The organism is Flavobacterium adiutor, from assembly GCF_048282555.1.
Lineage (GTDB): Bacteria > Bacteroidota > Bacteroidia > Flavobacteriales > Flavobacteriaceae > Flavobacterium.
This window is the reverse complement of sequence record NZ_CP182487.1, coordinates 537,596-563,889: the sequence shown is the minus strand read 5'-3', so window position 1 is coordinate 563,889 and position 26,294 is coordinate 537,596. Positions and strand designations below refer to the sequence as shown.

At 32.8% G+C, this 26,294-nt stretch carries 19 protein-coding genes and 1 pseudogene; 5 read left to right on the top strand and 15 right to left on the bottom strand.

Going from position 1 to position 26,294, the window contains the following annotated elements:
• Nucleotides 1–43 precede the first annotated feature (43 nt).
• The gene (locus ACNC7R_RS02375; RefSeq protein WP_417939414.1) at nt 44–1,384 is read right to left on the bottom strand and encodes an FAD-dependent oxidoreductase; all 1,341 of its coding nucleotides are present in this window, start codon (nt 1,382–1,384) and stop codon (nt 44–46) included.
• A 397-nt stretch (nt 1,385–1,781) separates the two neighbouring features.
• Between ACNC7R_RS02375 and ACNC7R_RS02370 the strand changes: the two genes are divergently transcribed.
• The 3 genes and pseudogenes from ACNC7R_RS02370 to ACNC7R_RS02360 all read left to right on the top strand — a co-directional run bounded on the left by ACNC7R_RS02370 (nt 1,782) and on the right by ACNC7R_RS02360 (nt 4,357).
• Complete coding sequence (locus ACNC7R_RS02370; RefSeq protein WP_417939413.1) at nt 1,782–3,236, top strand: serine hydrolase; 1,455 nt, start codon at nt 1,782–1,784, stop codon at nt 3,234–3,236.
• A gap of 82 nt (nt 3,237–3,318) precedes the next feature.
• A pseudogene (locus ACNC7R_RS02365) lies at nt 3,319–3,734 on the top strand (DUF6157 family protein).
• A 173-nt stretch (nt 3,735–3,907) separates the two neighbouring features.
• Nucleotides 3,908–4,357, top strand: coding sequence for a hypothetical protein (locus tag ACNC7R_RS02360; RefSeq protein WP_417939411.1), 450 nt, complete (start codon nt 3,908–3,910; stop codon nt 4,355–4,357).
• Between the two features lie 48 nt (nt 4,358–4,405).
• On the opposite strand, the gene ACNC7R_RS02355 is transcribed toward ACNC7R_RS02360, so the two are convergent.
• Nucleotides 4,406–6,796 carry a penicillin acylase family protein gene (locus ACNC7R_RS02355; RefSeq protein ID WP_417939410.1) on the bottom strand — a complete coding sequence of 797 codons (2,391 nt, stop codon included), beginning with the start codon at nt 6,794–6,796 and terminating at the stop codon, nt 4,406–4,408.
• A gap of 106 nt (nt 6,797–6,902) precedes the next feature.
• On the opposite strand from ACNC7R_RS02355, the gene ACNC7R_RS02350 reads away from it, so the two are divergent.
• Both ACNC7R_RS02350 and ACNC7R_RS02345 read left to right on the top strand, forming a co-directional pair.
• Nucleotides 6,903–8,459, top strand: a complete 1,557-nt coding sequence (locus ACNC7R_RS02350; RefSeq protein ID WP_417939408.1) for a hypothetical protein — start codon at nt 6,903–6,905, stop codon at nt 8,457–8,459.
• 85 nt (nt 8,460–8,544) lie between these two features.
• The gene (locus ACNC7R_RS02345; RefSeq protein WP_417939407.1) at nt 8,545–10,356 is read left to right on the top strand and encodes a hypothetical protein; all 1,812 of its coding nucleotides are present in this window, start codon (nt 8,545–8,547) and stop codon (nt 10,354–10,356) included.
• A gap of 62 nt (nt 10,357–10,418) precedes the next feature.
• Here the strand turns inward: ACNC7R_RS02345 and ACNC7R_RS02340 are convergent, their stop codons facing one another.
• The 13 genes from ACNC7R_RS02340 to rsgA all read right to left on the bottom strand — a co-directional run bounded on the left by ACNC7R_RS02340 (nt 10,419) and on the right by rsgA (nt 26,285).
• Nucleotides 10,419–10,868, bottom strand: coding sequence for a YMGG-like glycine zipper-containing protein (locus ACNC7R_RS02340; RefSeq protein WP_417939405.1), 450 nt, complete (start codon nt 10,866–10,868; stop codon nt 10,419–10,421).
• Nucleotides 10,869–10,973: 105 nt separating this feature from the next.
• On the bottom strand, nt 10,974–12,248 hold the full coding sequence (gene kynU / locus ACNC7R_RS02335; protein WP_417939403.1) for a kynureninase: 1,275 nt from the start codon (nt 12,246–12,248) through the stop codon (nt 10,974–10,976).
• A 314-nt stretch (nt 12,249–12,562) separates the two neighbouring features.
• Nucleotides 12,563–13,612 carry a tRNA preQ1(34) S-adenosylmethionine ribosyltransferase-isomerase QueA gene (queA, locus tag ACNC7R_RS02330; RefSeq protein ID WP_417939401.1) on the bottom strand — a complete coding sequence of 350 codons (1,050 nt, stop codon included), beginning with the start codon at nt 13,610–13,612 and terminating at the stop codon, nt 12,563–12,565.
• Between the two features lie 332 nt (nt 13,613–13,944).
• Nucleotides 13,945–14,847: an IS982 family transposase gene (locus tag ACNC7R_RS02325; RefSeq protein WP_417943122.1), complete on the bottom strand. Its 903-nt coding sequence runs from the start codon at nt 14,845–14,847 to the stop codon at nt 13,945–13,947.
• 141 nt (nt 14,848–14,988) lie between these two features.
• Nucleotides 14,989–16,212, bottom strand: a complete 1,224-nt coding sequence (gene aroA, locus ACNC7R_RS02320; protein ID WP_417939400.1) for a 3-phosphoshikimate 1-carboxyvinyltransferase — start codon at nt 16,210–16,212, stop codon at nt 14,989–14,991.
• 135 nt (nt 16,213–16,347) lie between these two features.
• The gene (locus tag ACNC7R_RS02315; RefSeq protein ID WP_012022600.1) at nt 16,348–16,674 is read right to left on the bottom strand and encodes a nucleotide pyrophosphohydrolase; all 327 of its coding nucleotides are present in this window, start codon (nt 16,672–16,674) and stop codon (nt 16,348–16,350) included.
• Nucleotides 16,675–16,676: 2 nt separating this feature from the next.
• Nucleotides 16,677–18,668, bottom strand: coding sequence for a DUF3857 domain-containing protein (locus tag ACNC7R_RS02310; RefSeq protein ID WP_417939398.1), 1,992 nt, complete (start codon nt 18,666–18,668; stop codon nt 16,677–16,679).
• Nucleotide 18,669: 1 nt separating this feature from the next.
• On the bottom strand, nt 18,670–20,700 hold the full coding sequence (locus ACNC7R_RS02305) for a DUF3857 domain-containing protein (RefSeq protein WP_417939395.1): 2,031 nt from the start codon (nt 20,698–20,700) through the stop codon (nt 18,670–18,672).
• Nucleotides 20,701–20,726: 26 nt separating this feature from the next.
• Nucleotides 20,727–22,634 carry a DUF3857 domain-containing protein gene (locus ACNC7R_RS02300; protein WP_417939394.1) on the bottom strand — a complete coding sequence of 636 codons (1,908 nt, stop codon included), beginning with the start codon at nt 22,632–22,634 and terminating at the stop codon, nt 20,727–20,729.
• A 63-nt stretch (nt 22,635–22,697) separates the two neighbouring features.
• Entirely contained in the window at nt 22,698–23,150 is a 453-nt protein-coding gene (gene dtd / locus ACNC7R_RS02295) for a D-aminoacyl-tRNA deacylase (protein WP_417939393.1), read from the bottom strand.
• A 1-nt stretch (nt 23,151) separates the two neighbouring features.
• Entirely contained in the window at nt 23,152–23,829 is a 678-nt protein-coding gene (locus tag ACNC7R_RS02290) for a DUF4276 family protein (protein WP_417939392.1), read from the bottom strand.
• Between the two features lie 4 nt (nt 23,830–23,833).
• Nucleotides 23,834–25,231 (bottom strand): AAA family ATPase, encoded by a 1,398-nt coding sequence (locus ACNC7R_RS02285; RefSeq protein ID WP_417939391.1) that lies wholly within the window; start codon nt 25,229–25,231, stop codon nt 23,834–23,836.
• Between the two features lie 76 nt (nt 25,232–25,307).
• A complete protein-coding gene (gene rsgA, locus ACNC7R_RS02280) occupies nt 25,308–26,285 on the bottom strand; it encodes a ribosome small subunit-dependent GTPase A (RefSeq protein WP_417939390.1) in 978 nt (325 codons plus the stop codon).
• Nucleotides 26,286–26,294 lie beyond the last annotated feature (9 nt).

The window sequence follows — 26,294 nt, the reverse complement described above, 5'->3', positions numbered from 1 at the left end:
TCAATTACAATAGCAATTTCTGAATTGATTTTTGACATTGAATTTATTTGTGAAGCAATTCCAGAATCTTGTTTTCAACTTCTGGTGAATTCCAGATGTTTTCGATATTATCTAATTTTAAAACTTCTTCCATGATTTCGTTTTGGAAATCTCCTATCGCCAAGGCTTCTGCGTAAGGACGATCACTAAATGTTACACGACTATAAAGCGGAATCCATTTGTCTGGGTGTTTGTCTGAAAAAACTTTTTCTATCTTCTTTTGCAACAGAAATTTTTCATCTGCCGTTTTAGTGCTCATTTCTATAAAATTGCGATACGAAAGTTCTGCAATAGCATCTGCATTTGGTTTTCTTGAAATTTGATATTCTGAGAAAATCTTTATCCAGTCGTCGGCGTACTTTTCTATCATTTCATTTAAAACCGTAATATCTTCAAAACCGGCATTCATTCCTTGCCCGTAAAACGGAACAATAGCGTGACATGCATCTCCAATTAATGCAATTTTATCTTCATAAGTCCACGGAAAACATTTCATTGTTACCAAAGTACTCGTTGGGTTTTTAAAGAAATCATTTGCGAGTTCTGGAATTACCTCAATCGAATCCGGGAAGTTTCTCGTAAAGAAATCTTCTACCATTTTTCGGTCTGTTAAAGACGCAAATGAATTTTCTCCTTCGAAAGGCATAAATAAAGTACAGGTAAAACTTCCATCAAGATTAGGAAGTGCAATCAGCATATATTCTCCTCTTGGCCAGATATGAAAAGAATTTTTATCCAGTTTATGAGATCCATCTGCATTTGCCGGAATATTAAGCTCCTTATACCCCATATTCAAAAATTCCTGTGAATAATTGAACATGCTTTGTCGCTGCATTCTGTGACGAATCCTCGAAAAGGCTCCATCGGCTCCAAAAACCATATCAAATTTTCGTTCTTCCCACTCACCTCTTTCGGTTTCTCCAATGTGCAAAGTCGCATCGCTCAAAGTAACATCCCAAACTTTCTGTTCAAAATAAAATTCGGCACCTGCTTCTTCGGCCAGGTCAATCATTCTTCGGTTTAGTTTTCCTCTTGAAATTGAATATATCGATTCTCCTTCCTGACCGTAATTCTGAAAATTAAGTTTATCAACCAAATGAATCGCACGTTTGTCCATTGGAATTGCAATTTCACGAACCGAGTCTCCAATACCAACAGCATCCAGCGCTTTCCAGCCCCGATTGGACATGGCAAGATTTATAGAACGTCCGGAGAAATTAATTTGGCGAATATCCGGACTGCGATCATAAACATGAACTGTGTGTCCGGCTTTTTTAAGATAAATTGCCAAAAGTGATCCTACGAGTCCGGAACCGACTACAGCAATTTTTAATGAAGTTTGCATCAAGGGAAAATCTAATATTGGGTCGTAAAAATAAGTAATAATTATACATAAGCTTTAAAACACAGCAATTATTTACCGTAAAGGCTACGAAAATCTAAATATTTACATGGGCATGACCCGTTGAAAAAGCGGGCCGGGCTATTCGCTAAATCTTTTGTTGCGTTTCTCTTCACAGAAGGATACCGCTGCTATCCCTCATGCGGCACTCTCTTTCATAAGGAAATCCTTTTAATGATTTATCAATAAAAAAATGACCGATGTTGAAACCAAAAACTAAATCAATCGTCTAATATTTTATGAGATAAATCAATTCATTAAAAAACCGTAAATTGAACACAACTTATTGAATATCTAACAATTAAAAAACAATCATCAATCAAAAAACGAATCAGTCATTATGAAAAAATCAATTAAACTTATCTTGTTCGTGGTAATTATCCACATCTGCTCACCAACTATTTTTGCCCAGGATAAGGCAAAAAAAATCGAACAGCTTTTAAACAAATACAACGAGTATGGCCTTTTCAATGGTTCGGCCTTAGTTGCTGAAAACGGAAAAGTTATTTTTAAAAAAGCGTACGGTTTTGCCAATATGGAATGGAATATTCCAAATAAAACAACTACAAAATTTAGGTTAGGCTCAATCACTAAACAATTTACAGCCTTCTTAATTGTGAAACTTGCCGAAGATGGAAAACTAAAACTTGATGCCCCTGTTACCACTTATTTGCCGGATTACCCGAAAGAAAACGGCAACAGAATAACGATTCATAATTTACTGACACACACATCCGGAATTCCAAATTATACTGATGCCCCTGATTTCTTTAAAGATAAAAGCCGAAATCCTTATACTCCTGAAGAATTTGTAAAAACATTTGATAAACTGCCTCTTCAGTTTACGCCAGGAGAAAAATTCAGTTACAGCAATTCTGGTTATTTTTTGCTAGGTTATATTATTGAAAAAGTTTCGGGTAGAACATATGAACAATATTTGCAGGAAACCATACTTACGCCTTTAAAAATGGTTAATACAGGCTATGACCATAGTGATATTATCATAAAAGACAGAGCCTCGGGTTACGAAAAACAAGGAAAAAGCATTCACAATGCTCCCTATATAGACATGAGTATTCCGTATGCAGCAGGTTCTTTATATTCGACTGTTGAAGATTTATATCTTTGGGATCAGTCACTTTACACAAATCAATTGCTCTCTGAAAAATCCATGGATTTATTGTTTAAACCTTATATTACTACAGGCGGAAATGATTCCTATGGCTACGGATGGTCTGTAGAAGAAGCTTCAAACGGCACTCAAAACAACGTAAAAATCATCGGACATGGTGGTGGCATTAATGGCTTTAATACCTTTATTTCACGAATTCCTGCCAACAAGAATCTGGTCGTTTTACTGAACAATACAGGCGGAACAGTTTTAAACGAAATGAACGATGCAATTCGCGCAATTTTATATAATCAGCCTTTTGATAAGCCTAAAAAATCATTAGCACTTGAATTACTGGATGTTTTTATGACAAATGGCACTATTGACGGCCTTGATACTTATACAAAATTAAAAAATGATCCGACCTATAAAATCAAGGAAGGCGACATGAACCGGGTTGGATACTTGTTATTAACGGCGGGAAAAAAGAAAGAAGCAATCGAAGTTTTCAAAATCAATGTTGCTACTTATCCTAAATCAGGAAATGCTTACGATAGTTTAGGAGAAGCTTATTTAGCCGATGGTAACAAAAAACTCGCGATTGAGAATTACTCAAAATCTGTAGAATTTGATCCGACAAATGAAAATGGGAAAAAAGTTTTATTAGAAATTTCAAAAAACTAACTATAATAGAATCATTTATTAAAAAATCCTCTCTCAGTAAAAAGTTATATTTTAGATTATTGCTAACGAATAAATAATTAAGATGAAATTCCATACTACAAATTATCAAAATACATTTATTGAAGTTGTAGAAGATTGCCCTGTAACAAATGGGGAAATCCCACCACTAAAAGGTGAAAATAAAACAATAGCCAATATTGAATTTGATATGATTAGTAAAAACCCCTACAAATATTCATCGGATGATGTTTTGTTTCAGGTCTTTGCAGAGAAAAATGATGTAACAAAATCAGATTACAAAAATGCGAGGGCAACATTTTTTTCTAAAGGACAAGCATGCCTAAGAGCTTCTCCTTTAACGAAACGTTATGGTTGGGGAATTCATAATGATGAAAATGGAAAAAAGCCCTTTACGGAATGGAAACTACTGAATATGAGAAGTATTCAAAAGAAAAAAATATTAAAGTTGTAAAAGCAATGCGAAGCTCCAGAAAATAATTATACAATAAGTATATCATTTATTCTAACCATTACACTGCTTACTCCGACAGTACTTTTTTTTTAATTTGTATTGTCGTTTTTTTTATTAAAAGTCATTATTGTAAATCGAATATTTAAAGCAAAAATATTATTTTAGCGCTACCCTAATCAATTTGCAACTTTAATAACCTATGAAAAACTTTACTAAGTACCCTTCTTTGATTTTATTACTATTTATGTTTATCCCTTGTGTAAGTATTTCACAGCAATACAAGACTGCAGTACAGATGCCAACACAACAAAATGCAATTATTGTCAATAAAATTATTGAGGCAACTCAATACAAAACTTACTTTGTCGATTATTGCTTAAATAAAATAAACGAAACTGCCAGCAAAGAAAAATGGGATGAACAAAAAACTATGAAAATAACCGAGACAATCAACTTTAGAAATTTCAGGGATGCAGTTTACAATTTATTTGCATTTCATGATGAAATAGAACTGGAAACTCTTTTAAAAACATACCAAAAAGATAAAATATATCAAACCACAAATATAATGACAACGAATAAAGTACTTAATTATAACCTCGACATATATGCCAGAGATATTGTTAAGGGTAAATATATTTCTAAATAAGCTGCTGAGATTATTAGGTTCTAAGCTTTCTTAGAACCTAAAAAAAATCTACCTCTTAGGTTTAAAAACCAATTTTGTTGAAGTCCTTATAATCTCGTCTTTATTCAGTTTCATTTTTCTAAATTTTCCGGCGTTGTACATTTCTGCCTGATCATCATAATGTTTGCTAAATGGGTTCCCGGATTGACCTGTCGGTAAAATGCTCCAGCTGTTTTCTATATCCGAAAAATCAACGACTCTTCTTGTCGAAGGACCGCCTTTTACATCATATTTACCTTCGTCATTATATCCAAAAAACAAATTATTGATTACTTCATTGGAACCTGGAGAATTGAAAGGTCCCACATTAAATAATCTGCGGAGTGCTGCAACTTTCCCTAATGGATGTTCGTGCTCAACGGTATGTACCTTACCCCAATTCCAGTCAGAAATATTTTCACCTAACTGATTTTGCAAAGCACTAAGGGCATCGTGAAATGATTTTGAAACAACTTCTTTTCTGGTTTCTTTTACATTTTTGGTTTTGATATTATCCCACCAAACCGAATTTTCATTTTTGATCTGATTGGCAATAACTTGTTTTCCTAAAGAAATCCCTAAAAACAAATTGAAATTGCCCTTACCCATTTCATCTTCGAATGTATTTTTAAGATATAAATAAATCCACTTGTTGTAAATCGTAGGTGCAACCTCTTCTATATTCGTTGTCCCTTTCCATGATTTTAAAACCTTCAATGCTTCTTTTTCATTAACAGAAAGAGCTTTATTATCCAAAATTCGAATTAAATTTTTAACTACTTCAACTGCAACATCAGAAGTGTTATCGTAAATCATTTTACTGATCTCCTCTTTATCCCAATCGGATTTTGCGTCTAGAAGCCCCGAAATTCTTTTGGCGCGGTCTTCTGGCAAATAATACCCCGGGTAAAGAAATCCGTTATCGATAGGCTCAGGCTGATTATTGGCAGAATAAACATAACCCCAATTCGGATTTTCAGCTGAAGGATTTTCTTCAAAATCTAAAAACTTCGTAATATCATCTTTACCTGTTGAGCCATCTAAAATTAAGTGTGTGTTGACCCCCTCATTGTGCCTATACAATTTCCCGCTCGCCCACCAACCCACATTACCTTTGGCATCACCGTACATCACGTTTAATCCAGGGGCAGCGATCAGACTAACTGCTTTTTTAAAATCCGTTGTGTTTTTAGCATGCGAAAGTCCGTAAGCTGCATCTAAAATCAAGATAGGTTCTCTAGTGTATGTCCATGACATCGCAATTGGATTTTTCTTATCTAAGTGCTCAATTAAATCATTCATAACAGGCCCGTGGCGCGTTATTTTGACTGCAAGCACAACCTCTGCAGAATCTTTTACTTTGATTGTTTTTTTTCTGATTTCATATTTGCTAAAACCTGTCGGCGTTTGATATTGAGAAGAATCATCTGTTTTGTTTTTTTCCTGATAAAAATCGATATCATCATTTTCGAACATCGTCAGACCATAAGCATAATCCCTGTTATGTGCCAAAAGCGGAAATGGAGTTCCTGCCAGATAACAGCCATACAATTCGTGCATTGGTGTAACTATATGTGCTTCATACCAGGTTCCGGGCTGAGAAAATCCAATATGCGGATCATTTGCAAAAATAACTTTTCCTGTTTTGGTTTTATTTGACCCCACAACCCAGCTATTGCTTCCAACAAACGGTGGAACTGGAGACTTATCCAACAGAAGAGCAACTGATTTTGCTATCTCAGTATATTCTTCAACATTTTCTTTTGAGTTTTTAATTTGTGTCGTATTGAATTCGCCTTCGATTCCTAAGTCTTTCAAATATTCAACACCATATTTATCTCGAATTTCCGTCAGCAAAGGATCCGTTTTTTGCGCCATTGCAAAACTAAAAGACATATAGCCAAAAATATTGTACACATCTTCTATCGTAAATTTTTGCTTTTTTACTCCTACCAAAGTAAATTCTATTGGAGTAACCCCATCCTCTAAATATTGATTTATGCCGTCCAGATAAGCTTGAGTAAGTTTATAGCTTTCGCTGTTTTTATCTAATTTCGCGATCGCTTTTGCAGAAGCTTCTTCAATACCAATTCCGGCAAAAAATTTATCATTTTTAAGCGCGACGCCTCCAAAAATTTCAGATAATCGTCCCGGAGCAATTCGGCGCAGTAATTCCATCTGCCATAATCTTTCCTGTGCATGAACGTAACCTAAAGCAGTCATAGCATCTTTTTCTGACGCAGCATAAATATGAGGCACCCCAACATCATCAAAATATACGGTAGTTTGTTTTTGGAGATTGTTTAATTGCACTTCCCCTTCATATTGGGGTTTTAAATGAAAAATATAAGCAAATAAACTTAACGCAGTAGCTACTATTAGCACCAAAACGGCTAACGAAATTTTTTTAATTATCTTCATATTAAAAGCTTAGAACAAAAGTAATATTATAACTTAAAATCAAAATCGTGTAAAAAACAACATTTTTAAAAACCTAAATTTATGTAATTAATACCAATACGATATAATGTCAATCTACAAAAAAATAGCAATCGGTTTCATTTCTGTACTTCTTGTTGGAATATTTCTGAACATTGGGCTTAACTACTGGATCAAAAAGCAGCTTCCCATTATTATTCACGAGAAAAACAATACCGCTTATGATATCAATTATGAAAAAATTGAAGTTTCATTATGGTCCAGAAATATCTATGCACAGACGTTATTAGTAAATCCGAAAAACGCACCGAAAGACAGTAAAAATGGACTATTTTCTAAAATTGAGTCCATCACAATTGGACATTTTAATATTTGGGATTTAGCCTTTAATGATGTGATCCAGGCTGAGAGTATCATTATTAATAAGCCCCGGGTAATTTTATACAAAAAAGGCGAAAAACTTTTAAACAACAGCAAAAGCATTAAAACGCAAATTATTGAACCTTTTAGAAAAATAATTGCTGTTTCAAATATTTATTTAAATGATGGAGCTGTCGATGTTGTTTCCTTAGATACTCAAAAACCTATTTTCAGCATTAAGAAAATTATATTAAAACTAGAAGGGATTTTAATTACGGATGCCACTCTTAAAGAAAAAATTCCGATTCAATATAAAAGTTATGCATTAGTTCTGGATAGTTTGTTTTACAGACCAAGCGCTTCTTATCATATTAATATTGGTAAAATAAGTACTGAAAAGAACTTTTTAAAAATCGATAATTTCTCTAACCTGCCACAATTCAGCCGCCGTGATTTTACGAAGCGTTTAGAAAAAGAAAAAGACATTTACACCCTTAAATTTGACTCGGCACAAATTAAAAAAATGGACTGGGGTTTTAAGAATGACCGCTTTTTCTTCAAGGCAAATTCGGTTGTAATCAATCATTTTGACGCCAATATTTATCGTGGTAAAATGCCAAAAGACGATTTAAGCAAAAAATATCTTTATAATCATTTATTGAGAAATATTAAGTTCCCGCTTCAAATTGACACTTTGCAGGCTTTGAAATCAAAATTGGTTTATGAAGAAGAAATAGATTTTTCTAAAGGCCCTGGAATTCTAAATTTTGATAAATTTAATCTGCAGGCGACCAATCTAAGAAGTGGTTTTGGCCTGAAAAAAACCAATGACGTTACGATTAAAGTAAATTGTATTTTCATGAAAACTTCACCTCTAAATGTTGACTGGAGTTTTAATGTTTTAGACAAAAAAGACAGTTTTCATATACAGGGCGTCATTTCAAATTTTGATGTTGCGGCAATGGGACGATTCAGTAAACCTTATATGAATGCATCATTTGCAGGAGTTTTTAATAAATATCGTTTTAATTTTTATGGGAATGACAATATTTCAAAAGGAAATGCATCATTGGATTATGACGATCTTAAAGTGAAATTATACCAAAAGAAAAAGCCTGAAAAAGAAGCCAAACTCAAAAGTGCTATCGTTAATCTGCTAGTTAAAAACGACTCAAATGAGAAGACAAAAAATGCAGATGTTGAATTGGAGCGTATTCAGGAAAAATCCTTTTATAACTTTTTATGGCGCAGTATAGCCGAATCCCTTAAAAAGATCTTGATTTAAATTTGACCCAATCTCAAACCTGACAATTATCAGGTTTAGAGAAAATGTTTTTTTCAATCTTTGTTTTTATTTTAATCGAAAACAAATGACAAAGAAACGTTTACACACTTTTCATATTCCGGTAATGGGACTTGCCTATACTATCGACAGTCCTATTCGGGTGGCACAATACGGCATTTCGTCTGTAATATCAATTGCCGATGATGATCTGATTGAGAAGATGCGTAATTTTTACAGCACCAAATTCAACCTTCCGTATGAGGAAATAACGCAAAAATTTCACGATTACCGAGCTGAAAGAATTACATCATATCTAAATATGGTTGATAAAATCGTAAAAGAGAAATTCGAAAATTTTAAAACAGAGATCGCCGAAAGCAAAACTGCCTTAGAAAATTTTATCACGATGCTGCCTAATACATCCGATATCAAAAAAGGTTTTCAAAATTTACTTGAAGACGGAATCTCTTTTAAAGAAAACATTCAAAATTATATCGAGTCCCATCTTTTTCCGGGAGAGATTGATGTGAATATTATGACGAAACTAGACAAAGATAATTTTGTCAAAAACAAGCAGCTTCCAACTGAGTTTAATGATGCACATGCTGCTTTAAGAGGCTTTGCCAACAGTAATCTCCAATCATCAGTGGTGCTTTCTGCCGGAATGAATCCAAGACTTTATAGTTATTTTGAAAATTTCAGTGATTTTTTTCCTGATGAAAATAATCAACTTAGAAAAAAAATCATTCTGAAAGTCAGCGACTTTAGATCTGCGATGATTCAGGGAAATTTTTTAGCCAAAAAAGGACTTTGGGTTTCTGAATACCGAATTGAATCCGGACTAAATTGTGGCGGACATGCTTTTGCAACTGACGGACTTTTACTTGGGACGATTCTCGAAGAATTTAAACAGAAAAAACAGCAATTGATTCAGACATCACATGATTTAATGACAAAAGTACTGCAACAGAAAAATGCATATTTCCCAGAGCATCCTTTAGAATTAAAAATTACCGTTCAGGGTGGTGTGGGTACGTCTGAAGAACACGAATTTTTACTACAGAACTACAATGTAGATTCGGTTGGCTGGGGATCACCTTTCTTATTAGTTTCAGAAGCAACATCTGTAGATGATGATACCCGAAAATTATTGATAAATGCTAAAGAAGAAGATCTTTACTTAAGTCATATTTCGCCTTTGGGAGTTCCGTTTAATACTTTGAAAGGAACGACAAATGAAATTCTGAAACAAAAGCGCATTCGGGAAAACAAGGCAGGAAGTTCCTGTCCAAAAAAATTTCTGGCATTAAGCAAAGAATACGATTCACACGGAATTTGTACTGCGTCAAAAAAATACCAGGACATTAAACTGGAAGAACTGAACGCTATAAAAAATACGATTTCACTCAATGCTTTTGAGAATGCTAAAGCTAAAATTACAGAGAAATCCTGTTTGTGTGTTGGTTTGGCAAATGCTGCTTATTTAGAAAACGAGATTAAAATAAAAGGACAGGCTCAGGGAGTCGTAATTTGTCCCGGACCCAACATGGCGTATTTTGATCAGGAAGTTTCTTTAAAAGATATGCTACAGCATATTTATGGAAATAAGTCTATTTTAAGATCTCCTAATCGCCCCAATTTATTTGTGAAAGAATTAAAGATGTATGTAGAATATTTTAAAAATGAAATCGAAACAGTTTCAGGAGAAATAACCGCAAATCAGCTTAAGAAATGGCAGACTTTTAAAAGCAATATTTTAGAAGGAATCGACTATTATCAAAAGCTGTTTTCGCACACTTTATGGTTTAAAGATGATGAAGAGAAAATGAAAAACCAATTTGATTTTTATAAATCAGAATTAAATTCAATTCAAATACCAATATCAAAACTGGCTTAAAATCACAAAACCCCGATCGTGAAATCGGGGTTTTACTTATCCTTTTATTATAAAATTAAATCTTATTCATTTTTCTTTTTGCTGCCATCAATAATAGCTCCGGTCCCGGCTCCAACACCAGCTCCGGCCAAACCACCAATTATGGCTCCTTCGCCTTTTTTCTTACTGACTGCAGCACCTGTAATTGCTCCAACTCCGGCACCAATCACTGCACCTTTTGCAGTAGAACTCCAGCCTTTCTTTTTAGCAGGAGCCGCTGTAGTTGTAGTTGTTGCATCCTGACGCACTACGACAACTTTTTGTGCTTCTGCTTTTCGTGCTTCTTCTGCTTTTTCTTTTTCCTCCTGCAGATTAGCCATTTCTGTTTTCATCGAATCAATAACTCTTTGTTTGTTAATTTCAACTTTCATTGAATCAATACTGGCTTGCTTCGCTTTCTCAATATCAGTTTTTCCCTGATTTTGACAAGAAATTACAGTTAATGCGACTAATAAAGAATATAACGCTTTCATAATTGTATTTTTTAAAAAAAATTATACAACAAAGTAAAACCGAATGCCTTAATAATGTGTTACAAAATTTTGAAGAAAATTTACAGAATTAAATGAAAGAGTTTTTTATTTTGCGAGAATTCCATCTTTTAAAATCTGTCCAAAATCATACATATCCTCAAAAGAACAATATAAAGGAACTGGTGCCAGACGAATGACATTAGGCTCACGCCAGTCTGTAATCACGCCGTTTTTCATCAAATAATCGAATAAACTTCTTCCTTCTCCGTGTAAAAAAACAGATAATTGAGACGCTCTTTCTTCAGGATTTGAAGGTGTTATAATTTCGAAATTACTATCAACTTCCTTATCAATTTCATGGAGTATAAATTCCAGATAAGACGTAATTTTATCTCTTTTGGCGATTAAAGCATCCATTCCTACCTCGGCAAACATTTCTACCGAAGCCAAATAAGGTGCTAAAGAAAGAACAGGCAGGTTACTGATCTGCCAGCCACCCGCTCCCTCAACTGGATCAAAATTAGGTTCCATTTTAAATCGGCGCTCCTTGTTATGTCCCCACCAGCCTGCAAATCTTGGTAAATTAGCATTATGATGTCTTTCATGAACAAAACATCCGGAAGCATTTCCAGGTCCTGAATTCATGTATTTGTAACTGCACCAGGCAGCAAAATCAACATTCCAGTCATGAAGTTGTAATTTGATATTTCCTGCCGCATGCGCTAAATCCCATCCTACTTTTGCACCTGCTTTTTGTCCGGCTGCAGTAATGGTTTTAATATCAAAAACCTGCCCGGTATAATAATTTACGCCTCCAATTAAAACTAAAGCCAACTCATCACCAACTTCTTCAATTTTAGCCAGAATGTCTTCAAGGCGAACATTGTGTTCGCCTTCGCGGCGTTTAATTTCTACAATAGCATCTTCCGGTTTATATCCATGAAAATTAACCTGGCTTTGAAACATATACTGATCTGACGGAAAGGCTTTTTCTTCACAGATAATTTTATAACGGGTTGCTGTTGGCTGATAAAAAGAAACCATCAATAAATGAAGGTTTACGGTAAGGGTATTCATAACCGTAACTTCTGAAGGCAGGGCACCTACAATTTTACTTAAAGGTTCCGGGAATCTTTCCTGATAATCCCACCATGGCTTTTCTGCATAAAAATGCCCCTCTACCGCAAGATCTGCCCAGTCATTCATTATTTCATCAATATACGATTTAGTTCTTTTAGGTTGTAACCCTAAAGAATTTCCCGTAAAATAAATAACCCGTTTATTATTTACTTTAGGAAAAATAAACTGATCCTGATAATGATTTAAAACGTCTTGTGAGTCAAGTTGTTTTGCGAATTCGCGTGTATTTTGAAAAGTCATTGTTTTTGTTTTGCCTGCTAAAATAACAATTTTTGTTTGTTTTGTTTGAAGTTTCAGGTTTCATGTTGATATTCTGTGCGTGATTTACAGCAAAGTTCGCAAGGATTTTCTTGTTCAGTTTATGTTTGCCTTATGAAAAAGAATGCAAAGCTTTGCGAACTTAGCGTTTGTAAACGTTATTCTTGATAAAAATCCTTGCGCCCTTTGCGGTTAATTTAACTACAAACCTGAAACCTGAAACTTGAAACCATTAAAAAACAAAAAACCCGACAGTTTCTAAAAAACTATCGGGTTTTATATTGAATTAATTCCGATTAAAGAATTAACATTGCATCTCCGTAAGAATAAAACTTATACCCTTCTTTGATTGCTTCTTCGTAAGCTTTTTTCATTAAATCATGTCCACAAAAAGCTGAAATCATCATTAATAATGTTGATTTTGGCGTATGGAAATTAGTGATCATACAGTTTGCAATACTAAAATCGTGAGGAGGAAAGATAAATTTATTTGTCCATCCTTCGTAAGGATTCAAAGTATTTGCAGAAGAAACAGAACTTTCAATTGCACGCATAGAAGTTGTTCCTACTGCGCAAATGCGTTTTTTCTTTGCTTTTCCTTCGTTTACAATATCACAAGCTTCCTGAGTGATGATTAATTCTTCAGAATCCATTTTGTGTTTAGATAAATCTTCTACCTCAACAGGGTTAAAAGTTCCTAAACCTACGTGTAAAGTTACCTCTGCAAAATTCACTCCTTTGATTTCCAGTTTTTTCAAAAGGTGTTTTGAGAAGTGTAAACCAGCTGTTGGCGCTGCTACAGCTCCTTCTTCTTTTGCATAAATAGTCTGGTATCTGTCTGCATCTTCCGGAGTTACTTCGCGGTTTATATATTTAGGAATTGGAGTTTCTCCAAGTTCTGTCAATTTATTTCTGAATTCCTCATAAGAACCATCATATAGAAAACGTAAAGTTCTTCCACGTGAAGTCGTGTTATCAATTACCTCAGCAACTAAAGAGTCATCATCGCCAAAATAAAGCTTATTACCAATTCTGATTTTACGGGCCGGATCAACCAAAACATCCCAAAGACGCTGTTCAGAGTTTAGTTCTCTCAGTAAGAAAACTTCGATTCTTGCTCCGGTTTTTTCTTTATTTCCGTACAAACGAGCAGGGAAAACTTTTGTATTATTTAGAATTAAAACGTCTCCATCATCAAAATAGTTGATGACGTCTTTAAACATTTTATGTTCGATAGTATTCTTTTTACGGTCAATTACCATTAAACGAGATTCATCTCTGTTTTCTGCCGGGAATTCAGCCAAAAGTTCTTTTGGTAAATTGAAATTGAAGTGTGATAATTTCATATTTGAAGATTGATTTTAAAGTGTAGATTTTAGATTTTGTATCTAAAATTGTAAATCGGATGCAAATATACGATTGTGAGACAGGCGTTGTCAAGTGTTTTGCTGTTTATTTTCAAAAGTCGTTGATTCAGTGGTGTTTCGACAACATCAAAAAACGTTTTTCTACTATATAAGTGATATAAATTCATTTAATTTGAATGCTTGAAAAATTAGTGCCTATTTTTTTGTTTGGCTAAAGCCGAAAAACTAATGATAAAAAAAACCTCCAATTGAAACTGGAGGCTATTGAAATTATGCTCATTTTATTTAACGTGAGTTCGATATAAGAATATTTAAGCAACAAGTCTGTTATTTTCAAAATCGACATTTATAGAAGGCTTTTTAGGAAAAAAAGAATAGGCTATAAGTCCTGATAGTAAGTTTGTTATAAAATTATCAAAACTCCTATGTCTTGTATGTTCTATTTGGCAAATATTTTTCAATTGATCATAAACAGTTTCGATTAATGATCGTTTTCTAAGCATAATTTTGTCTTGTAAAAGCATTATACTATTCTTCATATTCTTTTTGATTTTAGTGACCAAATGGACTCCATCAATAAAAAGTTGTTCAAACAAATCTTTTCCAATATATCCCTTATCTCCAAAAAGTTTTCCGAATATTCTTTTATGAAAGTTGTTGCTTTTTAATGGTTCTCTATCGTCAACATTGGCTTGAGTAAGCATAAAATCAAGAATTTCTCCTTTGTCGTTTATAATCAAATGCAACTTAAATCCAAAAAACCATCCTGTTGAAGTATGCCCTTTTGTTGCTAAATCCTTAAATGTTTTGTGTTGTTTTTCTCGTCTAATATGGCATGATCGTAAAGGGGTTGAGTCAATAATAGAAATTCCTGTACATTGTCCCAAACAACAAGTTTTCAAAAATAGCGCCATTGGGACAATAGCTTTTTTTTGAAGTTCTACAAATCTGTTATAGGAAACAAGGTTTGGGAATTCTTTTTTCAAATGCTTCCCAATATAAAACAAATAAAAATGCTTCAAATTTTTGTAACCCATAGCGTGGAAAAGCACTAAAATAGTCATAACTTCACTATCAGTCATCGTAAATTTTCGGTTTCTTTTCTTTGGAGAATCTTTTTCATTTAAGCTATGAGCAGTCATGGTTTTATCAAATTCTTTCGAGAATTCGTCTATAATAAAGTAAATTTCTGTAATTTTAGCATTGGATAACATAGGGATGGTTTTAATTGTAATTGGTTGTTTGTCAGACATTAATATACAAAAACCATCTCTGTTTTCCAAATATTTTTTACTTCCTTATATCGAACTCACGTTATTTAAATGAACTTATATCACTTATATGGTTAATAATTTTTACAGTTCTGAAATTTCAAAGTTTAACTCTTTTAAATCATTCCAGAAATCCGGATATGATTTTGAAACTACTTCTGCATTTTCGATAATAATTGGAACTTTTAAGGCCAAAGGCGCAAATGCCATTGCCATACGATGATCGTTATAAGTGGCAATTTTCACATTATGATTAATTGTATCAGAAAGTCCTAAAGTCAAACTATCATTTGTCACCGAAATATTGGCTCCTAATTTTGTAAGCTCGATTCGGAGTGCTTCAAGCCTGTCTGTTTCTTTGATCTTTAAAGTATGAAGCCCTGTTAAATGACAGCCAATTCCTAATCCTAAACAAGTAACCACAATCGTTTGAGCAATATCAGGTGTGTTATTAAGATCAAAATTTACTGTTTCAAGTTTAAAATCTGGCTGTCTTACTAATGTCATTTTATTTCCCTCGAAAGTAGTTTTGACACCCATTTTTTCATAAATAGAAACCAAAGCCGAATCTCCCTGCAAACTATTTTCTTTATAACTACTCAAAGTTATAGATGCTTCGTTTGCTAAAGCAGCCAGACTAAAGAAATACGATGCCGAACTCCAGTCAGATTCTACAACCATTTCTTTTGAAACTACAGTCTCTTTTGGATACACTTTAATTATATTTCCTTCAAAACTGGTCTTAATATCCAGATCATTCAGCAAAGCCAAAGTCATTTTGATATACGGAATAGAAGTGATTTCTCCTTCTAACGTAAGTTCTAAGCCGTTTTCTAATTTTGAAGCAACCAATAAAAGAGCCGAAATATACTGACTGCTTACATTTGCTGCCAGGCTTACTTTTGAAGCGGTAACTTTTTTTCCTTTAATTCTGATTGGCGGATATCCTTCTTCTTTTTCATATGAAATTTCAACACCTAACTGTGCCAAAGCTTCAACTAAAATTTTTATCGGACGTTCCTGCATTCTGCTTGAACCTGTCATTACAACTTCGCGCCCTTCATTTACTGCAAAATAAGCCGTTAAAAAACGCATCGCTGTTCCTGCATGATGAATGTCTACAATCTCATGATTCCCCACAAGGGCTTTTTGCATTACCTCGCTGTCATCAGAGTTGGAAGTATTCGCAAGTGTAATATTTGGGAATAATGCCTTTAAAAGCAACAAACGATTGGTCTCGCTTTTTGATCCTGTAACTGCAATCTGGCCTTGTAAGTTTTTATGGTTGGTTTGAAGTAATAAATTCATCTATATAAGTAATAAGTTGTAAATTATGAATCATGAATGATTAAAAACGTAATTCAGACGCGCAATTTACCACTCCCCATTCATAATTCAAAATTGAAAACTCATAATTCAAAACTTATGAGTGATATTTCACAATTATTTCAGTTTATCGTTGTTTTTGTGACGATCTTTATCTCTAACCGATTTTAAATCCATTTTTTTATCAAAAGCGGCCTGCAAATCGATTCCTGTTTGATTAGCCAGGCATAAGACAACAAAAACAACATCAGCCAGTTCTTCGCCTAAATCTTTGTTTTTATCACTTTCTTTTTCTGATTGCTCTCCGTATCTGCGGGCAATAATCCGGGCAACTTCACCTACTTCTTCTGTAAGCTGTGCCATATTGGTTAATTCATTAAAATAGCGGACACCATGTTCCTTTATCCAGGTATCAACATCTAATTGTGCATTTTTTAAATCCATCGTTATGTTTTTTTAAGGACAATTTTCTCGCTCTGACTTATGATTATTTTTTGAAAAATTTCCTTTAAGCCATCGTACTGATCAGCTGCAAAAATACTACTGTTAATTTCTTTTACGCAAATAACCTGAATTTTGTTTCCTTCATTACTAATATTAAATCTATACAGAATTCCATTATTCTCAGCTAAAATCTGAATAGGTTTTGGTAGCGCCTCAATAACATATCCTTCAGGAATTTCAAGATTGATACTTAATTTTTCCTGAGTGGGATAGCCAAAATACACCGGCATTTGTCTTTTTTCCTGATTAAAATAATTTTTAGTTGTTGTAAAAAACAGCATCGGAGATATAAACATTTTGTCCCCAATAAGTTCACATTGATTTTCTGAAATAAAGTCGAATGCTTCAATAACAGGCTTTTCAAGATTTGTTTTTATATTTTCAACTACATAGTTTGAAATTTTAGAATTTGCTAATTGCTCTTCTAATTTTTCCAGATAATTCCCGGTAGTTTTGTTTGCATTTACAATTCTAAAACGATAAGCATCATAGTCTAGTTTATGATTGCGGATTTTACCTTCAATCATACCTGAATTATTAATTTTAGCAATCATCATCGCACTTTCTTTTGACTGTTTAGCTGGAACCAAATTTATTTCTTCAGAAGATCCGTCTGATTTTATAAGTCTCCCTTTCCAATTCAATACATTTAATGGCAGAATATTAGGAGAAGTAAATTTATGCGAAGCGTCTAATAAAATTTGTTTCCCATCAATTTCTGCAGCAGCGATAACATAATTAAAACCAGTTCTTGTAGGACATACCGGAGTACCGTTCTCAATAGTACTTACTAACACAGGATTAGCTTTGATACCTGCAAACTGAAGCATATTAATCAGAATAAAATTAATTTCGGCTACATTTCCAATTTGGTTTTTATAAGCTTCTTTGACTCCTTTGTCAGTGTAATAATCATTCTTTTCGTCCCAGTTCATCTTATTCTGGACAAATTTAAAAATGATATTCAATCTTTCTTCTGGGGAATTAATATTAATCAATATTCGATTTAGATCTTCCGTTAAAAACATTTTTTCATTGAGTTGCTTCCCAAAATTTTCATTTTTAAAAATTGTTATAGCAACTCCCTCCCAGGTTTGTGCATAATCTTTGACAGGCTGTTCTGGTAAACGAACCCTTTCCAGTTCATGACGAATTGAAATTCTGTAATTCTCAAGATTATCTACATAAGGTTCCTCTAAAAGCGCTGGAATGTCATTACATGAATATACCGCATTGATCTGCTTATAGTTAAAAGATCTGGATTGATTAAATTCATTGGTGAAATTCTGATTTCCTACAACCATTTTAGATTCAGATACAATATTCTGGTATCCAATTAGCAATGGTTTATAAATATAAAACTCAGGGATTTCTGTTTTATATTGAAAATAATTTACAGGAACATCATACTGACATTGAAAATCGGGAAAATTGACAATGTTTTCAGACTTCAAAATGTATTTGAATTCTATAATTGAGCCCACTTTTACATTAGGAAAAGTAATTGTTTTTTCATTCCAGTATTTATTCACATTGGTTTTAAAAACTCCCTGCCCGTCTAATTTAGTTTTTATAATATTTTTATTTTCAACATTATAAGTAAAAGCATTAGAAAATTCCAAATAATCTTTATTCATATTTTCATATCCTACATAATACTTTACTTTTTGATTGGCCCAGCTAAGTCCTTCCTTTTTATATATTTTAATTTTAAATTCATAAACATGATTTGCTGTAAAACCGTTTTTAATATCATAAACAAAAAAAGTTTTGGCTTTTTTAAACAATATAGCTGCAGGAGCAGAACTGTCTTTTGGATGGACTCTTTCTTCTAATTCAGTAACTGTTACTTTTCCTAACTCGTAATTTTGAGCCTTGGCTGTAATACAAGTTAAAAATAAAACTATTAAAATAATTATGGCGTTTAACTTCATTTTAAATTTTCTTTAAAACAATCTTCTCGCTTTCTTTTGCAATCATCCCCTTGTAATAATCTTTGAGCATTTCATATTGCTGTGTTGACACGATTGCTTCATTAATTTGATGCGAAATTACCACCTGAAGCGTATTTTCATTAACGGCAATATTAAATTTGAAAGAGCCTAAGTTATCTTCCATGGTGAGTGCAGCTGGTACAGGCAGTGTTTCAACTGCATAGCCATCAGGGATCTTAATTGTAATATTATACTTGTCCATAAATGGAAATCCAAAATCAACCGGATATTCTCTTGTTTCCTGATTGAAAGGATTTTTTTCATTAGCAAAAAACAACATGGGGCTAACATATATTTTACCCCCTATTACTTCACATAAATTATTTCCCGTAAACGAATAGGTTTCTATAATCGGTTTCAAAATATCCTTTTCGTTTGTCTTTGAGTAGTCGCTGATTTCTATTTTATTATTTTTGTTTTCGAGTTTTTCCAGATATTCATCTTCTTTTGTACTAAAAATATTCTTTCTTGTAATCATGGCGTTGTAATCTGTACATTGTCTTCTTGCCTGTCCTGTAACTTTGCCTTGGTCATCAATATTATAAGTCAAAAAAACAATATCATTAGATGTGTTTTTAGGCATCAGGTCGATTTCTTCAGAAGTCCCGTCTTTTCTAATCAATCTTCCTTGCCAGTTTAAAGTTCTAAGCGGTAAAACATTTGGAATAGAAAATTTATCCGACGCATCTAATAGTATATAGCCCTTTTCAGTTTCTACAGCTGCAATTACATAGTTATAGGCTGTTCTATTAGGGAATAATGCTACCCCATTTGATCTTGTACTAACCAAAACCGGATTTGCAGTTAATCCCGAATAACGTAGCATTGCTGTTAGCATTAAATTTATCTCGGCAATATTTCCCGATTTTTCCTGATAGGCTTTACGTACTCCTTTATCGCAGCTATAGCCATAGTATTCATTCCATTTTACATTTGATTTAACATGATTTAAAATAGTTAATATTTTCTCCTCAGGGCTTATTATTCCTGCAAGCAATGCTTTTAAATCATCTTCAAAATATCCTGTCTTATTCAATTCAGGACCAAAATCATCATACTCATAAATGGTCTTCGCTACTGAATTCCAATCTGTAGAAAAAGTTTTAATTGGACTATTAGGAAACTTAACCATTGAAAGTTCCTGCTCCAAACTGGAAGTATAATTGTCTATGTTATTAACAAATGACTCCTCTTTCATCGCTGGCAAATCTTCAGCTATATAAGTAGTTTTTGCTTCGATATAATCTATTTTATCCTGAGAATACTCTGTTCTTGTTGCACCTCCTCCAAATCCTCCTGTTGAATATCTTTCTTTAGAGTTTATCAGGATCGATTTATTGTTTTTTTCTGGAGTAACTTTAGGAAACACATATCCCTTTTGTCTGACATTAAAAATATAATATTCAGGAATGTAGGTTATATACTCCGAATAGTTAACTGGAATACTGGTTTGAAAAGCCCATTCGCGCATCATTGTAATGTTAGATGTTCTGATTGTATAACTGTATTCTAGTACTGATCCTTCTTTTACATTTGGCATTGCAATTTTTTTTCTTCCCCAGTACTTATTTACTTCTTCATTAAAAATCCCATCACTTTTAAGTTTGGTTTTTTCTATTTTTCCATTTACTAAATTAAAAGTACACACATCCGAAAAATCAACTTTTTCTCTTGAATCATTACCTGCATTGTAATATTTCACACTTTGGTTTGCCCAATCATAGCCTTCTTTTTTGTATATTTTAATACGTGCTTCAATATGAGTAATTAAAACAAATCCTTCTCGCTCATTATACTCAATTGTGGCAGTGCCCTTTTTGTACAATATGGCTGCTGCTGCAGATGAATCTTTTGGATGTATTTTCTGCTCTAACTCTGCAACAGATACTTTTCCTAATTTAAATTCCTGTGCAGTCGTATTAGAAAGAAAAAAAAGCACAAATAAGAAACTGTAGAATTTAATAAATTTCATATGATTGTTTTTTTGATTGATTCTGATTAGTTTTTGGTTAGTATAATTTTGGCATTGTCATTTCTGGAAACCTGCTCCATAAAAAGACGGTATTCATCATATTCTGTGTTAGAATATTTTCCTTTATTTAAAAACATAGATCGTTTGTAAGTAAGTTTATTATCTCCTTTTTTAATGATTTCTGTTTTATATTCACCAAATTTTCCTTTTAATTCAAAGTTCGAAGGAATAAATTCAATTGAAAATCCGGCTGGAAGATTAATTTCAATTTCATCTGTATCATAGTAGCCATGAAGAACCTGAAATGGGTTTTTTCTATTTCTGATACGTCGCACTGTTTCTCTATTTTGATTAAAAGCATCAACAGTAAATAAAATTTTGTTTCCTGTAATATTTCCGTAATTGGTTGCTTTTAATTGAATATTTTCTGTAAAATTGATTTTTTCTTTATCATCAGAATATGATATCTTTTCAAGTTTTAAGTTATTAATGTTACTCCAATAATTTTTATAATACCTTTCTTTTTCTTCAGGCTGAAATCTTACAACTTTTTCTTTGCTTCTGTACTGTGATCCTTGAGAAACGATAACTATCTTTCCGGAAAATGTTCCATCCTGTTCAATACTATAAGATCCGTTGCTGTTTTGTGTATTTTCGTTGGACTCATAATTTTTAGTCCTAATTATTTCAGCTCCTCCAGGTTTTATAACTATTGCGTTTCTGTCGTCTGTGAAATTTGCCTGATAACCGAATGGATTATTTTGACTGGTACACTCTAAAAAAACATTTTTATTACCATCAGGCACACAAAGAATAACGTGGTTTCCCTGAATGGAAAAAAAGTCTTCTTCTATATCAATTGGATATTGATCCCCATATAATTCTGTATAGTACGACGGAACGTCGACTATATTTAAAAGCGCTCTTGTATAATTGGAAAGCGCTTTACAATCTCCGTAGCCTAAACGATCTACATCCTGAGCCAACATTGGTTTGAAACCTCCAATTCCTACCTGAATACTAACATATCTAGATTTTTCCTGAACATATTTGTAAATTATTCTGGCTTTCTTTATAGGATCTTTTTCATCTCCAACCAAAGCTTTTATCTTAACTTTCGTTTCCTCTGGCAGAACTGTAGTACCTGTTAGAATTTTTTCAGAAAACCATTTTCCATATTCTATCCAATCTTTAGCATTACCGTCAACACCTTCTAAATTAAAGAATTCTAGACTCATCATAACTTTTGGATATAATTTTGAAAAAATCGGACTGTAATCTTCTAATTTTTGAGCTGGAATGTTAGACACTATATAAGAAAGCTGCGTATCTGTTTCTATCGTTTTTTGGATATTAAACATAGAAAGTAAAAATTCCTTTTTTCTAAATCCTAAAGCTTTTGGAAAAGTGACATTTAATATACTTTTTTCTACACTGACAAAATACCCTCCAAGTGGTCTCCATGAAGGAATAGCAGCTGTAGTTGAAGTTTGATATTCACAACTATATATAATTGTAAATGGATAAGATATAGGTGTATAGTCTAAGTACAAAATTCGACTATCAGAAAAAATTGTACTACCGTCTACAGTGCTACGATCGGTAAAATCTTTTCGCTTAATCTTTTTGATTTCGTTACCAAAAGCATCATAAACAATGGCTTCGATACTTTTTATTGAGGTTGTTTTGTCATAGTGCTGATAAGCATCAATATCATTTAATCCTTTTTCATTAAAAACCGATACTACTCTTTGTGTTTTGATATTCATGCTTCTTTGGGAAACAATGGCAATATCCATTTGATCTAATCGCACAACCGCATTTGCATTTTCTTTGAGACTGTCTTTAATTGCAGAGATAGGGTAATTGCTTTTTTGGGCTGAAGAAACCAGAGCAAACAATAATAAAAGTAAGGTGTAACAAGGAGTTTTCATTAATAAGTATTTTCGCCAAATATATATTATTTTACGAAATCCATTAACAAAAATTTAATAATTTTATTCCCTGTTTTTGCTATCCATTGTAATCGTTACAGGACCATCATTTAACAGGCTGACTTTCATATCTGCACCAAAAATCCCGGTTTGCACCTTTTTTTTGAATTCTTTCTCTAAAGACTTTACGAAATTTTCATACATCGGAATTGCAAAGTCTGGTTTTGAAGCTTTTATATAAGAAGGGCGATTCCCTTTTTTAGTAGAAGCATGAAGTGTAAACTGACTAACTACAATCATATCGCCGTCAACATCCTGAACCGAACAGTTCATGACATCATTCTCGTCTCCAAAAATTCTCATTTTAATTATTTTACCAGCAAGCCAATCGACATCTTCCTGTGTGTCGGCATCTTCAATTCCAACTAAGACTAATAATCCTTTTTTAATAGCAGCAACTTTTTTACCTTCAACGGTTACGGATGCTTCTGAGACTCTCTGGAGAACTATCTTCATTTTATTTATGATAAAAGTTTAATTCCTTCAAAACTTCAATCAAAGAATTTCTAAATTTTAAATAAGAAGGTAATTTTTTCAATTCTGACAATTCAACTTTTTGACCAATAATTTGATATAAGTCAGAAATATCCAACCCTTTATTTCTTTTTCTTTTGGTTTTACCTTCTTTAGAGAGCCTAATAATTTCTTCTATTAGAGCCTTAGGATCATTTAGTGTTTCAGGATTTAAATGAATTCCTAATTCAGCATCGCTTTCTTCAATACCAATCTCGCTTTTTAAAAGATTTCTATCAATAATCATCCAAGATTCTGTCATTCTAACAGGAACAATTGGAACCATTTTTTTACAACAAATGTTATCTTTTTGATTTGAAAGAAATTCCTGAGCAGGAATTATTTTATTTCTAAAAACTTTATCATCGTCTCTATCATCCGCATCAGTATGTACAAATAACAATAATATACTAAATTTTTCAAATGCTACTTTTGACGCTTCTAATATTTGCTCATTAAAAGTCAAATCTGTCTTGGTAATTTTAATTATTTCTAAATCAACATCTATATCACCAGTACAATCAAATGCTACATCTTCTAATGTTCTTTTAACAACGCTCTCTAAAAATCGATTATCCGTAGTTCCTTCCGTAAATAATCCTGTTAAAATAAAATTACTCATTATATTAAACAATATTATCTTCAAATTCAGCAGTCTGCAAATAATCTTTAACAATTGCTAAAGTTAGTTTTCTATCTTGTTCCGAAAAAATTAAATTTAGTTGTTGTAATGTATCATCTTTAATTACTCTACTAATTTTTGTAGTACTAATTTTTAATCTATCCTCATTAATTTCTGTAATAGTATTTCGCATTTGAGAATACCAAATACTTACACTTATATCATTCTGCCATTTCATTAAATTCCCTACTAATACTGGAGAATGAGTATTAACAATAACTTGTCTGAGTGGCATTTCTGTTTCATTAAAATCAGCAGACAGATCTTTAAGTAGGTCAGTCATAGCCTTGATTCTAAACGGATGTATCCCATTTTCGGGTTCTTCAAAACACAACAAACCTGTATGCTTTTCATCAAACTCCAAAATACAAAGTGCTAAAATTCTTAAAGTCCCTTCAGATAAAACTCTAGAAGAGAACTCTTTCTTTTCAACATCTTTTATTTTGATTAAATATTGTTTATTCTCCTTATCATCAATAACATCAATTTCAACAAAATTGGGCAAAAACTTGTTTAGTTTTCTTGAAATTTCTTTTAATGCATAATTATCTTCCTGCTTAATTCTATACAATGCTGCAGCTAAATTTCTTCCACTAGTGGAAATTGTGTCTTCTCCATTATTTTTACTAGTTGCTTGACGCAAATCCTCAGGATTAAGCTGTAGAAACTTCCAGCTTTTCATTTCTTCTTTCGCTGCCAAAACATGAGGAAAATCTATAGTATCAAAACTACTTAGTACAGTTCTTGTAGCGTTATTTAGAGGAAATCTTCTTTTTACTCCACCTGCTCCATCTTGTGGCACAATAACTGCCAACATACCATTTTCAATTTTTGTCTCTATGTAAGGAATCCCTCTTTTACCAGTAACCACCTTAGGCCTCCAATGCTCTAATGTTTTCTTTGAAATCAATTTAATCCATTTATCATCATCATGATTTAATTTTATTAAATCCTCCTTAGAAACTAATAAATCTTCTATACCAGAAGAATTAGTAACTCTTTTTATTGATAATTCATATCTTAATCTTGTGTATTTTAAAGTACTTTCGTTTCCCCAAGCATCTTTAATATTTTTATTGACTAACATTTCGACAATAAATTCAATTTCATTTGCAAAATTATCATCTCCATACTGTGTAAATAATTCTATAAACTCTCCTCTCTGTTCATTAAAGGCTTTCTTCAAATTATCAGAATCAGCAAGTCTCGATAATAATGTCAATGAATCAAACAGATTACTTTTTCCAGATGCATTAGCACCCGCAATTACAGTAAAAGGTGTAAATTCCATTTCAAAATTATGAAATGATTTAAATCCATTTATTTTAATGTATGTAATCATATTTATTGTTTTATTTAATCAAAAATATCAATTATTTATCTAATTCAAGATTAGTTTAACCTTATTTATTAACAAACTATTTCCTAGTTTCATCACTCGCTGCACGATCTTCACCATAAGTATCGGTACGGTAATGTTCATCATCGCCTTCGAGGATTTTAAGATAACTGTTGTAACGTGACCAAGCTATTTCATCTTTTTCCAAAGCCGCTTTAATCGCACAATGCGGTTCTTCTTTATGTAAACAGTTGTTAAACTTGCATTTATCTTTTAATCTGAAAAATTCCGGAAAATATCCACTGATTTCTTCTTTCTCTATATCAACAATTCCAAAACCTTTTATTCCCGGCGTATCTATGATCTTGGCATCAAAAGACAAATCATACATTTCTGCAAAAGTAGTAGTATGCTGACCTTGTTTACTTTGCTCTGAAATTACTGTAGTTTTAAGATGGAGGCTTGGTTCCATTGCATTAACCAAAGTTGATTTTCCAACTCCCGAATGTCCTGAAAACATGCTTACCTTGCCAATCATCATCTCTTTCAGCTTGTCAACACCTTTATTTTCTGTAGAAGAAATTCGGAGACATTTATATCCAATTTCAGAATAAATATGCTGTAAGTAAAGCTGATCGTCTAATGTTTGCTCTGTTAAAGTATCTATTTTATTAAAAATCAGGATAGCTTCAATTCCGTATGCTTCGGCCGTAACCAAAAAACGGTCAATAAAACTGGTAGTAGTGGGTGGATTATCAATCGTTACCAGTAAAAAAACCTGATCAATATTGGAGGCAATAATGTGAATCTGCTTAGAAAGGTTAACTGATTTACGAACGATATAGTTTTTTCTTTCGTGTATATTATGAATGGTTCCCGTAACGGCATCTGAAGTTTTGTCTAATTCATAATCAACAATATCACCTACAGCAATTGGGTTGGTACTTTTTATACCTTTTATTCTGAATTTCCCTTTCATACGGCATTCCACAAAATCTCCACTTTCAGATTTTACGGTGTACCAGCTTCCTGTAGATTTATAGACGGTTCCTGTCATTCAATTTTA

Coding starts and splice junctions, on each gene's coding strand:
- ACNC7R_RS02375 (WP_417939414.1), bottom strand. CDS start 1,384: ATGCAAACTTCATTAAAAATTGCTGTAGTCGGTTCCGGACTCGTAGGA.
- ACNC7R_RS02370 (WP_417939413.1), top strand. CDS start 1,782: ATGAAAAAATCAATTAAACTTATCTTGTTCGTGGTAATTATCCACATC.
- ACNC7R_RS02360 (WP_417939411.1), top strand. CDS start 3,908: ATGAAAAACTTTACTAAGTACCCTTCTTTGATTTTATTACTATTTATG.
- ACNC7R_RS02355 (WP_417939410.1), bottom strand. CDS start 6,796: ATGAAGATAATTAAAAAAATTTCGTTAGCCGTTTTGGTGCTAATAGTA.
- ACNC7R_RS02350 (WP_417939408.1), top strand. CDS start 6,903: ATGTCAATCTACAAAAAAATAGCAATCGGTTTCATTTCTGTACTTCTT.
- ACNC7R_RS02345 (WP_417939407.1), top strand. CDS start 8,545: ATGACAAAGAAACGTTTACACACTTTTCATATTCCGGTAATGGGACTT.
- ACNC7R_RS02340 (WP_417939405.1), bottom strand. CDS start 10,868: ATGAAAGCGTTATATTCTTTATTAGTCGCATTAACTGTAATTTCTTGT.
- kynU (WP_417939403.1), bottom strand. CDS start 12,248: ATGACTTTTCAAAATACACGCGAATTCGCAAAACAACTTGACTCACAA.
- queA (WP_417939401.1), bottom strand. CDS start 13,612: ATGAAATTATCACACTTCAATTTCAATTTACCAAAAGAACTTTTGGCT.
- ACNC7R_RS02325 (WP_417943122.1), bottom strand. CDS start 14,847: ATGTTATCCAATGCTAAAATTACAGAAATTTACTTTATTATAGACGAA.
- aroA (WP_417939400.1), bottom strand. CDS start 16,212: ATGAATTTATTACTTCAAACCAACCATAAAAACTTACAAGGCCAGATT.
- ACNC7R_RS02315 (WP_012022600.1), bottom strand. CDS start 16,674: ATGGATTTAAAAAATGCACAATTAGATGTTGATACCTGGATAAAGGAA.
- ACNC7R_RS02310 (WP_417939398.1), bottom strand. CDS start 18,668: ATGAAGTTAAACGCCATAATTATTTTAATAGTTTTATTTTTAACTTGT.
- ACNC7R_RS02305 (WP_417939395.1), bottom strand. CDS start 20,700: ATGAAATTTATTAAATTCTACAGTTTCTTATTTGTGCTTTTTTTTCTT.
- ACNC7R_RS02300 (WP_417939394.1), bottom strand. CDS start 22,634: ATGAAAACTCCTTGTTACACCTTACTTTTATTATTGTTTGCTCTGGTT.
- dtd (WP_417939393.1), bottom strand. CDS start 23,150: ATGAAGATAGTTCTCCAGAGAGTCTCAGAAGCATCCGTAACCGTTGAA.
- ACNC7R_RS02290 (WP_417939392.1), bottom strand. CDS start 23,829: ATGAGTAATTTTATTTTAACAGGATTATTTACGGAAGGAACTACGGAT.
- ACNC7R_RS02285 (WP_417939391.1), bottom strand. CDS start 25,231: ATGATTACATACATTAAAATAAATGGATTTAAATCATTTCATAATTTT.
- rsgA (WP_417939390.1), bottom strand. CDS start 26,285: ATGACAGGAACCGTCTATAAATCTACAGGAAGCTGGTACACCGTAAAA.